At 33.9% G+C, this 13,842-nt stretch carries 13 protein-coding genes and 1 tRNA gene; 12 read left to right on the top strand and 2 right to left on the bottom strand.

Annotated elements, in window-relative coordinates; translation table 11 throughout:
* The first annotated feature begins 88 nt into the window (after nucleotides 1–88).
* The 6 genes from JOD96_RS09320 (at nucleotide 89) to JOD96_RS09345 (ending at nucleotide 5,869) form a co-directional block, all read left to right on the top strand.
* Complete coding sequence (locus JOD96_RS09320) at nucleotides 89–754, top strand: succinate dehydrogenase cytochrome b subunit (protein WP_209564010.1); 666 nt, start codon at nucleotides 89–91, stop codon at nucleotides 752–754.
* Nucleotides 755–765: 11 nt separating this feature from the next.
* On the top strand, nucleotides 766–2,766 hold the full coding sequence (locus JOD96_RS09325; protein ID WP_209564011.1) for a fumarate reductase/succinate dehydrogenase flavoprotein subunit: 2,001 nt from the start codon (nucleotides 766–768) through the stop codon (nucleotides 2,764–2,766).
* 21 nt (nucleotides 2,767–2,787) lie between these two features.
* Nucleotides 2,788–3,162 carry a four helix bundle protein gene (locus JOD96_RS09330; RefSeq protein ID WP_209564012.1) on the top strand — a complete coding sequence of 125 codons (375 nt, stop codon included), beginning with the start codon at nucleotides 2,788–2,790 and terminating at the stop codon, nucleotides 3,160–3,162.
* 46 nt (nucleotides 3,163–3,208) lie between these two features.
* Nucleotides 3,209–3,955, top strand: coding sequence for a succinate dehydrogenase/fumarate reductase iron-sulfur subunit (locus JOD96_RS09335; RefSeq protein WP_209564013.1), 747 nt, complete (start codon nucleotides 3,209–3,211; stop codon nucleotides 3,953–3,955).
* A gap of 343 nt (nucleotides 3,956–4,298) precedes the next feature.
* Complete coding sequence (locus tag JOD96_RS09340; RefSeq protein ID WP_209564014.1) at nucleotides 4,299–5,069, top strand: DeoR/GlpR family DNA-binding transcription regulator; 771 nt, start codon at nucleotides 4,299–4,301, stop codon at nucleotides 5,067–5,069.
* 32 nt (nucleotides 5,070–5,101) lie between these two features.
* Nucleotides 5,102–5,869, top strand: coding sequence for an amidohydrolase (locus JOD96_RS09345; protein ID WP_209564015.1), 768 nt, complete (start codon nucleotides 5,102–5,104; stop codon nucleotides 5,867–5,869).
* Here the strand turns inward: JOD96_RS09345 and JOD96_RS09350 are convergent.
* Entirely contained in the window at nucleotides 5,866–7,554 is a 1,689-nt protein-coding gene (locus JOD96_RS09350) for an Ig-like domain-containing protein (protein ID WP_209564016.1), read from the bottom strand. The genes JOD96_RS09345 and JOD96_RS09350 overlap by 4 nt on opposite strands.
* Before the next feature lie 167 nt (nucleotides 7,555–7,721).
* Between JOD96_RS09350 and JOD96_RS09355 the strand changes: the two genes are divergently transcribed.
* The 5 genes from JOD96_RS09355 to JOD96_RS09375 all read left to right on the top strand — a co-directional run bounded on the left by JOD96_RS09355 (nucleotide 7,722) and on the right by JOD96_RS09375 (nucleotide 12,106).
* Nucleotides 7,722–8,726 (top strand): hypothetical protein, encoded by a 1,005-nt coding sequence (locus tag JOD96_RS09355; protein WP_209564017.1) that lies wholly within the window; start codon nucleotides 7,722–7,724, stop codon nucleotides 8,724–8,726.
* Nucleotides 8,686–11,043, top strand: coding sequence for a hypothetical protein (locus tag JOD96_RS09360; protein WP_209564018.1), 2,358 nt, complete (start codon nucleotides 8,686–8,688; stop codon nucleotides 11,041–11,043). Before JOD96_RS09355 ends, JOD96_RS09360 begins: the two co-directional genes overlap by 41 nt.
* 22 nt (nucleotides 11,044–11,065) lie before the next feature.
* Nucleotides 11,066–11,470, top strand: coding sequence for a methylmalonyl-CoA epimerase (gene mce, locus JOD96_RS09365; RefSeq protein WP_209564019.1), 405 nt, complete (start codon nucleotides 11,066–11,068; stop codon nucleotides 11,468–11,470).
* 146 nt (nucleotides 11,471–11,616) lie between these two features.
* Nucleotides 11,617–11,690, top strand: a tRNA-Ile gene (locus JOD96_RS09370).
* Between the two features lie 173 nt (nucleotides 11,691–11,863).
* Nucleotides 11,864–12,106: a hypothetical protein gene (locus tag JOD96_RS09375; RefSeq protein WP_209564020.1), complete on the top strand. Its 243-nt coding sequence runs from the start codon at nucleotides 11,864–11,866 to the stop codon at nucleotides 12,104–12,106.
* 33 nt (nucleotides 12,107–12,139) lie between these two features.
* On the opposite strand, the gene JOD96_RS09380 is transcribed toward JOD96_RS09375, so the two are convergent.
* The gene (locus JOD96_RS09380; RefSeq protein ID WP_209564021.1) at nucleotides 12,140–12,730 is read right to left on the bottom strand and encodes a riboflavin synthase; all 591 of its coding nucleotides are present in this window, start codon (nucleotides 12,728–12,730) and stop codon (nucleotides 12,140–12,142) included.
* A 57-nt stretch (nucleotides 12,731–12,787) separates the two neighbouring features.
* Here JOD96_RS09380 and pdxA point away from each other — a divergent pair, with 57 nt between their 5' ends.
* Nucleotides 12,788–13,837, top strand: a complete 1,050-nt coding sequence (pdxA, locus tag JOD96_RS09385; protein ID WP_209564022.1) for a 4-hydroxythreonine-4-phosphate dehydrogenase PdxA — start codon at nucleotides 12,788–12,790, stop codon at nucleotides 13,835–13,837.
* Nucleotides 13,838–13,842: the final 5 nt, after the last annotated feature.

Consider the following 13,842-nt stretch of genomic DNA (forward strand, 5'->3'; position numbering starts at 1 on the left):
ATCATTATAAATAACAACGAAATGGTTGTAGTTCTTTTGTAATTCAGTTACTTTTGTCTAATTTTTAAATACAAACTACTTAACACTTATGGCACAATCTGCACAGTTGAATGCTTCCATCTTAAAGAAAGTAGCTATGGCTCTTTCGGGAATATTCTTAATCACGTTTTTAGCGCTGCATGTTACCTTAAATTTCATTTCTATTCTAGGTGAAGATGCTTTTAACACAGCCTCTCACTTTATGGGTTACAATCCGCTGATACAATATGTAATGCAGCCAGTTTTGGCATTCGGTGTAATTTTCCACTTCGTAATGGGATTTGTACTGACAGCTCAAAACAGCGCGGCAAGACCAATTTCTTATGCGAAATACAATGGAGCAGCAAACGCTTCATGGAGTTCTAGAAATATGATTATTTCTGGATTGGTTATTTTAGCTTTCTTAGGATTGCATTTTTATGATTTCTGGTTTCCTGAGGTAAGCTATAAATATATTGCCGGAACTGCACCAGATGCTACTAGGTACTATGGAGAGTTAATTCACAAATTTCACAGCCCGGTTCGTACAGGTTTATACTGTGTGTCTTTTGTCCTTTTAGGATTTCACTTATGGCATGGGTTTGCATCTTCTCTTCAGTCAATGGGAATGCACAACAAATATTCAAGATTTTTGGCAAAAGTAGGTTACTGGTTTGCAGTTGTAGTACCAGCTGCTTTCATAATCATCGCATTATTTCATCATTTCAATAATTAATATCAATTATAATGGCATTAGATTCAAAAATTCCAAATGGTCCTATAGCGGATAAATGGACAAATTATAAAGATCATATTAATTTAGTAAACCCTGCTAACAAACGTAATTTAGATATTATTGTTGTTGGTACAGGTTTAGCCGGAGGTTCGGCTGCGGCTACTTTGGCAGAGTTAGGATATAACGTAAAAGCATTTTGCTTTCAGGATTCACCTCGTCGTGCGCACTCTATTGCAGCGCAAGGGGGAATCAATGCAGCAAAAAATTATAAAGGAGACGGAGACTCCGTTTACAGATTGTTCTACGATACTGTAAAAGGGGGTGACTACCGTGCACGTGAGGCAAACGTTCACCGTTTAGCCGAAGTTTCTGCAAATATTATTGACCAGTGTGTGGCTCAAGGGGTGCCATTGGCTCGTGAATATGGAGGACTTCTGGATAACCGTTCTTTTGGAGGAACTTTGGTTTCCCGTACATTTTATGCACAAGGTCAAACCGGACAACAATTATTGTTAGGAGCTTATTCTGCAATGAACCGTCAGATTGGCCGTGGAAAAATCAAAATGTACAACCGTCACGAAATGCTGGATTTAGTAATCGTAAACGGAAAAGCGAGAGGTATTATCGCTCGTAACTTAATCACAGGAGAAATAGAAAGACATTCTGCTCACGCAGTAGTAATTGGTTCTGGAGGATACGGAAACGTATTTTTCCTTTCAACAAATGCTATGGGAAGTAACGCAACAGCAGCTTGGAAAATTCATAAAAAAGGAGCGTTTTTCGCAAATCCTTGTTATACACAAATTCACCCAACATGTATTCCGGTTTCTGGAGATCACCAGTCAAAACTGACATTGATGTCTGAGTCGTTACGTAATGACGGTCGTATTTGGGTTCCTGCAAAATTAGAAGATGCTCAGGCAATTCGTGAAGGAAAGAAAAAAGCAACCGATTTATCTGAAGCGGAAAGAGATTATTTCTTAGAAAGAAGATACCCTGCTTTTGGTAACTTAGTACCACGTGACGTTGCGTCCCGTGCTGCAAAAGAAAGATGTGATGCCGGATTTGGAGTTAATAAAACGGGAGAAGCAGTTTACTTAGATTTCGCAGCAGCAATCAAACGTTACGGAACTGAAGAAGCTTATGTAAAAGGTTTAGATGCTAATGATGCAGCTTTAGTAACTAAATTAGGAACTGCAATCGTAAAAAGTAAATACGGAAACTTATTCCAAATGTACTTGAAAATCGTTGACGAGGATCCTTATGTAACACCAATGATGATTTACCCTGCAGTTCACTATACAATGGGTGGAACATGGGTTGATTATAACTTAATGACAACAATTCCGGGATGTTTCTCAATCGGAGAATCTAACTTCTCTGATCACGGAGCAAACAGACTTGGAGCTTCTGCCTTGATGCAAGGTTTAGCTGATGGATATTTTGTTCTTCCTTATACTATTGGAGATTATTTGGCTCCGGATATTAAAATGGGACCAATTTCTACAGATTTGCCAGAATTCGTTGAAGCTGAGAAAAATGTAAAAGATCAAATCGATAGATTTATCAATAATAACGGTAAACATTCTGTAGATTATTTCCACAAAAAACTTGGAAAAATCATGTGGGATAAAGTAGGTATGGCTCGTAATGCTAAAGGTTTAACCGAAGCTATCGAAGAAATTGCCGCTTTACGTGAAGAGTTTTATAAAGATGTAAAAGTTCCTGGAAGCGCGAACGAATTTAATCAGGAATTAGAAAAAGCAACCCGTGTTGCCGATTTCTTAGAATTAGGGGAATTGTTTGCGAAAGATGCTTTACACCGTAACGAATCTTGTGGAGGTCACTTCCGTGAGGAATACCAGACAGAAGAAGGAGAAGCACTTCGTGATGATGAAAACTTTGCATACGTTGCCGCCTGGGAATACAAAGGAAAACCAAGTGACGCCGTATTACACAAAGAACCTCTTATTTACGAAAACATTAAATTAGTTCAAAGAAGTTATAAATAAAAAAGTTAAGAGTTAAGGGTTATGAGTTTAAAGTCGTTCGAAGATTTAGAGTGTTGGAAAGCAGCACGTGAATTAAGAATCTTTGTTTCTCAGAATGTTCTTCCGAAATTTCCAATTGACGAAAAATATGCCTTAACCAGTCAGCTTAAACGATCTTCTAGATCTGTTAGTGATAATATTGCCGAAGGATTTGGAAGATATCATTATCAAGAAAATATTCAATTCTGCAGAATTGCCCGAGGTTCATTAACCGAATCCTTAAATCAGGTAATCACTGCTTTAGATGAGAATTATATTGAAGAAGATTTGTTGCAAAAATTTAGAGAAAGGTTTGAAAGAACCAAAGCAATATTAAATGGATATATAAATTATTTAGCTAGGACTAAAATGGAGTAGTAACCCTATGACGTTTAACTCTTAACTTATAACCCATAACAAAATTATGAAACTTACATTAAAAATATGGCGTCAAAAAAACGCACAAGATAAAGGAGGGATTGTAGAATATCCTATTGATGGTATCGAACCAGATATGTCTTTCCTTGAAATGCTTGATGTTCTTAACGAACAATTAATCAACAAAGGAGAAGAGCCGGTAGCATTTGACCACGATTGCCGTGAGGGAATCTGCGGAATGTGTTCATTATTCATCAACGGAGAAGCACACGGACCAGATAGAGGTGTTACAACTTGTCAGTTACACATGCGTATGTTTAAAGATGGAGATACGATTTTTATCGAGCCATTTAGAGCAAAAGCTTTCCCTGTAATCAAAGATTTAGTTGTTGACAGAAGCTCATTTGACAGAATCCAGCATGCAGGAGGATTCATCTCTGTAAATACTTCAGGAAATACAATTGACGCAAACACAATTCCAGTTCCAAAAGACGATGCAGATAAATCATTTGATGCTGCGGCTTGTATTGGTTGCGGAGCTTGTGTTGCAACTTGCAAAAACTCTTCGGCAATGTTATTCGTTGCTGCAAAAGTTTCTCAATATGCATTATTACCACAGGGTAGAGTTGAAGCAACTGACCGTGTTTTAAACATGGTTCACCAAATGGATTTGGAAGGTTTTGGTAACTGTACAAATACAGGTGCTTGTGAAGTTGAATGTCCTAAAGGAATTTCTCTTGAAAATATCGCACGTATGAACCGTGAATATTTGGCAGCAAGTTTAAAAGGATAATTATAATCCTCTTATATATTAAAAAACGCATTCATTGAGTTGAATGCGTTTTTTTGCTTTATCTCAGCTTTTCAAAAACAATCGATATAAGATAATAAATTTTAATATAAAATTTATTTATGCGTTTTTCAATTTTGCTATAAAATAATTTATAACACAATGCAGGAAATATTTGGTAATCATTTGAAAAACAAGTATTTTTTAAAACATGAATCGAAAAAGTTCTGAAAGGTTCTAAAATCACTGTGAAAAGAAAATATTGATGTTTTTTTAGAGTATACATGATTTGTTTCGGTGAAATAATAATGAAATGTTTATTTTTGTAAGTACTAAATGAATTGGCATGAGTACTGAAAATGAAGTTTTAAATTATAGCAAGGAAGAGCGTAAAAATCATATTCTAAAAGAAATCAATCTGCATACACGTGTAAGTTTTGAAACTCTTTCGGCTAAACTTGGCGTTTCAGAAGATACTGTCCGTCGGGACATAAATGAACTTGATGCAGAATCTCTTATAATAAAAGTAAAGGGTGGTGCTATGACCAAGGGATATCATTATTCATCCTCTAATCAAACATATGCCGTCGAAGCAAAACAGGTTATTGCACAAAAGGCCGTAAGTCTTCTTCATGACGGAATGGTTATTATTGTTGATGGAGGTACTACAATCAGAGAGTTTATCCGATTAATACCAAATGATTTAAATCTTACCGTTTTTACGATTACAGCCTTGTCTGCCGTCCAGCTTTTGGATAAACCAAACATTAAAACGATTATGATTGGAGGCAGTATTTCTTCTTATAGTCAAATGTGTGTCAGTGGCGAAGTATTTCATCAATTAGCAAATATTAAAGCAGATCTTTTAGTATTAGGTACAAATGCCCTGGATGTAGACGAGGGTTATTCAGATTCTGACTGGGAAACAGTGCAGGTAAAAAAGGCCATGATTCAGGCTGCCAGAAAAACCTCGATTTTAACTATTTCTGAAAAACTGAATACTGTTTTAAAAATGAAAATTGCTGATCTTTCAGAGATTGATTATATAATTACGGAACTGAGTCCGGATAGTAAAGAATTAGAGCCGTATAGAAAGTCAGATTTGGTTCTTATTTAAGCAGTTTTATTGTCTAATATAATTTTTCAAACATGAAAATTGCCTTAATGCAATCCGATCTGCAATGGGAAAGCCCTTCAGCCAACAGAAATAATTTTGAGTCTAAAATCAATACGATAATTGACGGCGTTGAGATAATTGTTCTTCCTGAAATGTTTTCTACCGGTTTTACGATGAATGCTCCAGCTGTAGCCGAAACAATGCAGGGCGAAACTGTTAATTGGATGAAATCATTGGCAAAGCAAAGAAATTGCGCCATAACAGGCAGTTTGATTATTATCGAAAACAATCAATACTATAATAGGATGTTATTTGTTTTTCCTGACGGAGAAATTAAACATTATAATAAGAGGCATTTGTTTTCATTGGCAGGCGAAAATAAGTTTTACAGCAGCGGAACTGAAAAAGTAATTGTAGAATACTTAGGCTGGAAAATCTGTCTGCAAATTTGTTATGATTTAAGATTTCCGGTTTTTGCAAGAAATGTCGAAAATTATGATTTGCTTTTGTATGTGGCCAATTGGCCTAAAGTCCGAACAAATGCTTGGGACGCATTGCTCAAAGCGCGTGCGATAGAAAACCTTAGCTATGTTGTTGGTGTAAACAGAATTGGACAGGATATTCATAATTACGAACATACAGGTCACTCTCAGGTTGTAGATTTTTTAGGAAATTACATTCTTGAACCACAAGAAACAGCTGGTGTTTTTGTGGTTGAACTGGATAAAAGTATAATGTTGGAAACCAGAAAAAAACTGGATTTCTTAAGTGATAAAGATAATTTTGAAATTAAGATCTAGAAAGCTTTCCGCTTTTTTTCCTCTTCTTTTTTCTTTTTATCTTCTCTCTTTTTTTCTACTTCGGGACTAAAAGGAATGCTTAAGTCTACGGTTTCATTACGATCCCAATTAGCTCGCACATCATATTCTTCCTGATAATAGAATACTTCCTCCGCATATGTTTTATTTAAAAAGCTTCCTGTATCGTACAATTTGTTTTTGTTGTCATCGTATACAACACGAATTGTAAATGATTCCGGCTGTACCAGATTAAACTCAATAGTAGTTTTTCCTTCAGAATAAGCACTCGCAAGAACCTGGTCTCCTTTTTTATTGGTTAACTCAATAATAATCGGAAAACGTTTAACATTTTTTAAATTCAAAACTAAATTTCCATAATCAGCCAATTCTTTGGTGGTTAACTTGTACGATAAAGTATCGTTTGTCTTTTCGTAAAAATCAGTTAAAGCGCCCGGGAAAAATGTAATATTATATTTCTCAGACGGTTCTTTCTTAAAATCAACATACAGTTTCTGATCAAATTCATCATATTCTGTAGTATACTCAACAGCAGCAGAATCTTTATTGATCAATCTGATCTTAGATTTGTCAAATTTCACCAATGGAGTTTCGGTATCTAATGTGAATCGATCCCTAAAATTTATAATGCCATTCTGAACAGCTTTTATGTTTAAAGTGTCTTTTTTCTGGTCTTTGACTCTAAGAGTAAATTTCTTGCTGTAATTATCTTTGTTAACTTCAATAGACAATGAATCAGATTTTAAAGGTTTATACCAAATCTGGAGCGAATCTTTCTTAGGAAACTGCGTTACAATTGTTTCTAATACTTCATTATTGTTTTTAAGGACAATCTTTGGCAAAGAATTTTTAAAATTCTGTTTTCCTTCATACGGAAGAAGTAATCTGTTTCCTGAAGCCTGAATTGGCTTGAAAGTCTTTAGCGGAAGCGTTTCCTTAAAAAGTTCCAGTTCATAAACAGTATCCGATGGAACGGTTATGTAATTTTTTAGAAACCCAATCTTGTCATCTTTAGGATTAAATTTATTGTTGCTCCCTTTGTCTTTTAAGGCAATCATAAGATACTTTCCGGCTTTTAAATTTTCAAATTTAAAAGTTCTCATACTATCCAGTGTATTGGTAATATATCTTGGATTTTCTTTATAAATCATAGAGTCCTTAAACTTATCATTTACTTCATAAAGCATTACAGATACAAAATTATCTACATTTTTTTCATAAGCATCTTTTATTTTTCCGTTAAGTGTAAGAGAGTCAATGTATGATCCGGTAGAAAAAATATATTTGAACTGATTTAGCGCATTTCCTTCATTATTGTCTGTAATACTTTGGCCAAAATTAAAACTGTACGTTGTGTTAGGCTGCAAGGTATCTTTAATCTGAATCTTTATAAATTTACTGACATTTGTAGGTGTTATCAACGGCTCATATTTCATTGGAGGCGAAATAATAAGCTGTTTGTTGATGTTTTTAAGTTTTACATATTCATCAAAATACAAAGTAATTTCATTTCCTTTAAAATCAGTACTTAAGTTTTTTGGAGTACTTGATATTAAAACCGGAGCCAATGTGTCTTTTAATCCTCCGGTAATGCTGCCTCTTTTGGCACATCCAAACATTAAGAATACCAGTAAAAATGAAATATATTTGAAGTTGTTTTTCAACATAACAGTTTTGAATTTGATTGCACAAAATAACGATTATATTTGCTTTAATTGAAATTTTTTATCCATTTATTAGGATTTTAGAATTACGGATAAATGCTTTTTCAATTTTGAATCCATCCTTTTGATATAATTTCTTATTTTTGATTTTAAATATAATTTCCCCAGTTTTGTTAAAAACATTTTATTTGGTATTGCTGACTTTTCTGCTGGTTTCCTGTGGTAAGAGCGAACAGCCTAAAATCTCTTTTTATTATTGGAAAACAATACTCAAATTCTCTAAAAGTGAAAATGAAACCCTTAGTGAAAATGCTGTTCAAAAATTATATGTAAGATATTTTGATATAGGACTGCAGGCAGACACCAAAGAACCAATTCCGATTAGTCCAATCCGGTTTCACGAAAATGTTAGTAAATTCAATATTGTTCCGGTCATTTTTATCCAGAACAAAGTAATGTTGCAATCTGGCTTAGATATCGAAAACCTGGCTAAAAAAACAATTCATTTTGTAGATCAGATAAATAAAAAAAACAAAATTGAATGCAAAGAAATTCAGATAGACTGCGACTGGACATTGACCAGCAAAGACAATTACCTCAAATTTATAGAACGGTTTAAAAAGCTTTCGGGCAAAACATTATCAGCAACCATTCGTTTACATCAGGTAAAATACTTCAGGAAAACGAAGATTCCCAATGTAGATTCGGGGGTTTTAATGTATTATAATATGGGAGCGATAGCAGCAGATTCTTTAAATTCAATTTATGACCAGAATGTGGCAGCAAAATATTTAAAAAGTTTAAAAAAATACCCACTGCATCTGGATGTTGCATTGCCAATATATTCATGGGGAGTTCATATTAGAAATAAGAAAGTAATAGGATTACGATCCAAGTTGTATGTGAACGAACTTAAAAAAGATGAAAATTTCGAGCAGATAAGCGTGATGTTTTTTAAAACAAAACACTCAAACTACAAAAACGGAGTGTTTTATGAGGAAAATGATTTGCTAAAAATAGAAGGCATTACTACAGAAGATTTAAAACAAATGGCAAATGAGCTGGATGAAAACCTGGCTCAGTCCCCGAAAGAAATTATATTTTACGATTTAGACCAATTCAATTTAAAAAATTATGAAAAGAATATTTTTGAACAAGTTGTTTCTTGCTTTTAGTACGTTATTGCTTTTTGTATATGGAATAATTTATGCTTGTGGAGGAGGCGATGACTGGGATTTTTTTGGCTACAATTCTAATTTTACGCCAGAAACTTTTGCAGACAAATCATATTCGCCGCTTTTTTTATCGGGCGGGATTTTTTATGGAATTGGTTTTGATACAGAACACAATTCCCGTTTCAACGAAAATATAAAATCAGATTGGGAAGTTTATCTAAAAGGGAGAGCAGATACTGCAACAATTAATTATTTTCTTATAGGTGATCAATCGCCAAAATATTATGAAGAGAGAGATAAAATTGCAGCTAATAAAACAGAAATTGAACAGCTTCATATTTTTTTAAAAACTAAAAAGAATAATAATACCTCTTTAAAATGGGGCAAAAAAATTAGTTTAAAAGAAGAAAGAGTAAAAGCTTTTATCGAGTTCTTGTATTTGGCGCAAAAAATAGAAACAGTTTCTATAGGAGAAGACTACTGGAGTTATGATCCTGTTGTGGCCAAAACGTTTAATGACGCAAAAATGATTCAGTCTATTGAAAACGTATACAATATGACATCGGATCCATTCTTAAAGAATCGTTATTGGTTCCTCACAATGAAAGCCCGTTTTTATAGCAATGATAAGCAAAAAGCAATTTTGTTTTTTAATAAAACAGAAGCTTTCGTGCCCAAAAACATTTTATATTACCGTGCACTTGCTTATGTAGCAGGAGTAAACTATCAGCAGAAAAAATATGCAATATCAAACTATATCTATGCTCAGGTTTTTGACAAATGCCCTCAAATGAGAGTGGTAACGGCCTATAGTTTTCATCCAAAAAACGAAAGTGACTGGACAAAATCACTGGCAATGGCAAAAAATAATGATGAGAAAGCTGCACTTTGGGCGATACACGGATATTATAAAGACGAAAGACAGGCTATTGAGAAAATTTATGGATTGAATCCGAAAAGTGAACATTTAAATTATCTGGCAACGAGACTTGTTAATTCTCTTGAACAAAAAATCAATAATTCATTTCAGCAAAATCAAGGAGATAATCTTCCTGTAAAAGCACAGACAATTGCAGAAAACAGAATAGAAAATCAAGCTAAAATCGATAAAAAAGCAGTCGATCTGATTGCGAAAATTTCCGTTGCAGGAAATACAGAAAAGCCTTATTTGTGGGATATGGCACTTGGATATCTGCAAACTTTAGAAGGCAATTTTGCCAATGCAGACAAGAATTTTGATAAAGCCGAAAAAACACTTCCTAAAACAGAGTTGGCAGCAAACCAGCTGCGCTTACTGCGTTTTGTAAACAATATGAGCAAAATAGACAAGCTTACAGATTCTAATGTAAAAACTGTTTTGGCAGATTTGAACTGGCTGTATCAGGAACTTCCGAAAAAATATAAAGGAGAGGAGTTTCGTTATCAAAATGCTGCACAATGGAGCAAGAATTATCTGGCGGTACTTTACAGAGCAAAATCAGATCCTGTAATGGCCGAATTGTTTGGTACTTCGCCGTATGGATATTGGAATGCAGGAAATTCTTTTTATGACAATGAAAAGGATTTGTTGAATATGAAAGCATTTTTAGCCAAATCAAACAAAACAGAAATTGAGCAAATAGGCGCCGGAATCTATAACTTGAAATTAAAAGACATTAACAACTTTCAGGCAATTCAGGCTACTTTTAAAAATAAAATTCCGGAAGCAATTGCCTTTTTACAGCAAACAGATTCTGTACAATATTATACTTTTTTAGGAAATCCGTTTAACGGAAGTATTAAAGATTGTCACGACTGTGATCATGCAGCATATCAGAAGCGAAAATATTCTCAGATAGAATTCCTGACTACGATAAAAGACATGCAGGATAAATTAGCTCAAAAAGAAGACGTATATACCAATAGTTTGCTGCTTGGAAATGCATTCTATAATATCACTCATTTTGGAAACGGCAGAACATTTTATGAAATCAGTATTGTAGGTTATGGATCAAGTCCGTATTCGTTTAGAGATAAAATGCGGGAAATGATTACCAATTGTAATGTTTCAAAAATGTATTATCAAAAAGCATTTGAGGCCGCCACAACCAAAGAGCAAAAAGCAAAATGTATCTATTTGATCGCAAAGTGCGAAAGAAATGAGTATTACAATAAGAAATACAACAACATCAAAAGGTATTGGGAGATTGAGGATGATAAAATAAATTTCATCGCCTGGAATGGTTTTAAGATATTAAAAAAAGAGTATTCAGATACAAAATACTATCAGGACGTAATAGCAGAATGTGGTTACTTTAATACATATGTAAACCAATAAAGGGATTTAATACTTGAATGAAATGGTAAATAAAATTGAACATATAGGAATTGCAGTAAAAAATATACAGGACGCTAATGTTTTGTTTGAAAAATTATTGGGAGTAACATTTTATAAATCAGAAGAAGTGGTAAGTGAGGGCGTTTTGACATCATTTTTTCAAACTGGCGAAAGTAAGATTGAGCTTTTGATGGCAACAAATCCTGAAAGTCCGATTGCGAAATTCCTGGAGAAAAAAGGCGAAGGAATTCATCACATTGCTTTTGATGTAGAAGATATTTATTCAGAAATAGAACGTTTAAAAAAAGAAGGTTTTGTGTTGATAAACGAAGTTCCGAAGAAAGGAGCTGATAATAAACTGGTCGTTTTTCTGCATCCGAAGAACACAAATGGTGTTTTGGTAGAGCTTTGTCAGGAAATTAAATAAAAAAAAACATTTTTTATCTCCGAAATAAGCTATTGAAAATCAATTAAGTTTAAAAAATAGTTACGGGTATTTAAAATTAAATACAAATCAGACCTTAAAATATTTGGAGTGAACAAAAAATAGTAGTAATATTGCATCCTCAAACCGGTCCTATAGCTCAGCTGGTTAGAGCACCTGACTCATAATCAGGTGGTCCCTGGTTCGAGCCCAGGTGGGACCACAAAAAGCTTCATAAATTTTATGAAGCTTTTTTTTTGCTCAAAAAACTTGTATTTGAATGAAATTCTTATACATTTGCGGAAGGAATTCACAAAGGTTTTTCTTTGTGGGAATTATAATATGAGAAGTAATTTTGAAGATTGTAATTAAATGATTTTCAATAAACTGGAATTTATGAAAGTATCTAAGAGCCTATTGTTGGTATTTTTTTTAATATTGATAAATGTTTCAAATATTAAAGCTGAAACAGTACCTCCGTCGCCGGAAATGGCGAGATCTAGTGCAGCTGCTGCTGGGCCAGTTGCGCCACCGGGAGCGCCAATCGATCAGCATTTGCTTATTTTATTTGCAAGCGCATTAATTTTCGGAACTTGTACTATATATACATATAACTCAAAAAGAAAAGCTTCAGTTTAAACTGAAGCTTTTCTTTTTTTAAGTAATTTGTAATTATTTGTTTATAGAATAAAGCCTGGAAATATATTTTCCTACAACATCAAATTCTAAATTAATTTTAGTTCCAACCTTAAAGTTTTTAAAATTTGTATTTTCAAAAGTATACGGAATTATCGAAACACTAAATTGATTTGTTTTAGAATTTACAACAGTTAGGCTTACTCCGTTTACTGTTATAGAACCTTTTTCTATCGTTATGTTGTTTAGTTTTTCGTCATACTCAAAAGTATAATTCCAGCTTCCGTTTGCTTCCTCTATACCGATACAAGTTCCGGTTTGATCTACATGACCCTGTACAATATGTCCGTCAAGACGGTCACCAAGTTTCATGCCTCTCTCCAGATTAACAATATCATTTACTTTCCAGTCTCCAATATTAGTTTTTAAAATAGTTTCATCAATAGCTGTTACCGTATAAAAAGTGTCTTGGATAGCAACAACAGTTAAGCAGATTCCATTGTGAGATACGCTTTGGTCAATTTTTAACTCGTTTGTGAAAGAAGACTCAACCGTTACATGAAGATTGTTTTGATCTTTTTCTATTTTGTGAACCCTTCCTAGTGTTTCTATAATTCCTGTGAACATTGTAGTTTTATTTTACTAAATTTGCACATCAAAATTAGTAATAAATAAACTGAGCTCATGAATAAAAAAGCAGAAAATATAATTGTTGGAATTTCAATAGGAGATTTAAACGGTATTGGAAGCGAAGTTATACTAAAAACATTCGAAGATCCTCGTATGTTGGAACTCTGTACGCCTGTTATTTTTGCAAATGCGAAGATTCTTTCCTTTGTTAAAAAAAGCGTTACTTCAACAGTTCAGTTTCATGGAGTTGATAAATTAGATCAGGTTTTACCGGGTAAGGTGAATGTTTTTAATCTTTGGCGCGAAGGTGTTGATATCAATTTTGGAGTAAATGATGTGAAGATTGGTGAGTATGCCATAAAATCTTTTGTGGCCGCAACAAAAGCCCTAAAAGAAGATCAGATTGATGTTTTGGTTACAGCTCCAATCAATAAATATAATATTCAGTCAGAAGAATTTAAGTTTCCGGGACATACAGATTATTTAGATCAGGAATTAGAAGGAAATGCATTGATGATGATGGTGCAGGATAATCTGAGAGTTGGTTTATTGACAGACCACGTTCCTTTAAATGAAGTTTCTTCGCACCTGACGGAAGAATTGATTACAAGAAAAATAGAAACGATAAGAAAATCATTGATTGAAGATTTTAGTATCGTAAGACCTAAAATTGCTGTTTTGGGATTAAATCCGCATGCTGGCGATGGAGGAGTGATTGGAAAAGAAGATGATTTGGTTTTGAAACCGGTTTTGAAAAAAATATTTGATAATGGAACTATGGTGTTTGGACCATTTCCCGCAGACGGTTTTTTCGGAAGCAGCCAATACGAGAAATATGATGCTGTAGTAGCTGCTTATCACGATCAGGGACTTATTCCGTTTAAGACGCTGTCTTTTGGTAAAGGAGTGAATTATACAGCAGGTTTAAACAAGGTAAGAACTTCCCCGGACCATGGTACAGCTTATGATATTGCCGGAAAAGATGAAGCAGATTACAATTCATTTAAAGAGGCTGTTTATCTGGCAATTGATATTTTTCGCTCGCGTAATCAATATGAGGAGATTAGTCAAAAACCTCTTAAAATAAAAGAAAAACAGTTATAAACAAA

The organism is Flavobacterium sp. 1355, assembly GCF_017833415.1.
Taxonomy (GTDB): domain Bacteria; phylum Bacteroidota; class Bacteroidia; order Flavobacteriales; family Flavobacteriaceae; genus Flavobacterium.

Coding starts and splice junctions, on each gene's coding strand:
- JOD96_RS09320 (WP_209564010.1), top strand. CDS start 89: ATGGCACAATCTGCACAGTTGAATGCTTCCATCTTAAAGAAAGTAGCT.
- JOD96_RS09325 (WP_209564011.1), top strand. CDS start 766: ATGGCATTAGATTCAAAAATTCCAAATGGTCCTATAGCGGATAAATGG.
- JOD96_RS09330 (WP_209564012.1), top strand. CDS start 2,788: ATGAGTTTAAAGTCGTTCGAAGATTTAGAGTGTTGGAAAGCAGCACGT.
- JOD96_RS09335 (WP_209564013.1), top strand. CDS start 3,209: ATGAAACTTACATTAAAAATATGGCGTCAAAAAAACGCACAAGATAAA.
- JOD96_RS09340 (WP_209564014.1), top strand. CDS start 4,299: ATGAGTACTGAAAATGAAGTTTTAAATTATAGCAAGGAAGAGCGTAAA.
- JOD96_RS09345 (WP_209564015.1), top strand. CDS start 5,102: ATGAAAATTGCCTTAATGCAATCCGATCTGCAATGGGAAAGCCCTTCA.
- JOD96_RS09350 (WP_209564016.1), bottom strand. CDS start 7,554: ATGTTGAAAAACAACTTCAAATATATTTCATTTTTACTGGTATTCTTA.
- JOD96_RS09360 (WP_209564018.1), top strand. CDS start 8,686: ATGAAAAGAATATTTTTGAACAAGTTGTTTCTTGCTTTTAGTACGTTA.
- mce (WP_209564019.1), top strand. CDS start 11,066: ATGGTAAATAAAATTGAACATATAGGAATTGCAGTAAAAAATATACAG.
- JOD96_RS09375 (WP_209564020.1), top strand. CDS start 11,864: ATGAAAGTATCTAAGAGCCTATTGTTGGTATTTTTTTTAATATTGATA.
- JOD96_RS09380 (WP_209564021.1), bottom strand. CDS start 12,730: ATGTTCACAGGAATTATAGAAACACTAGGAAGGGTTCACAAAATAGAA.
- pdxA (WP_209564022.1), top strand. CDS start 12,788: ATGAATAAAAAAGCAGAAAATATAATTGTTGGAATTTCAATAGGAGAT.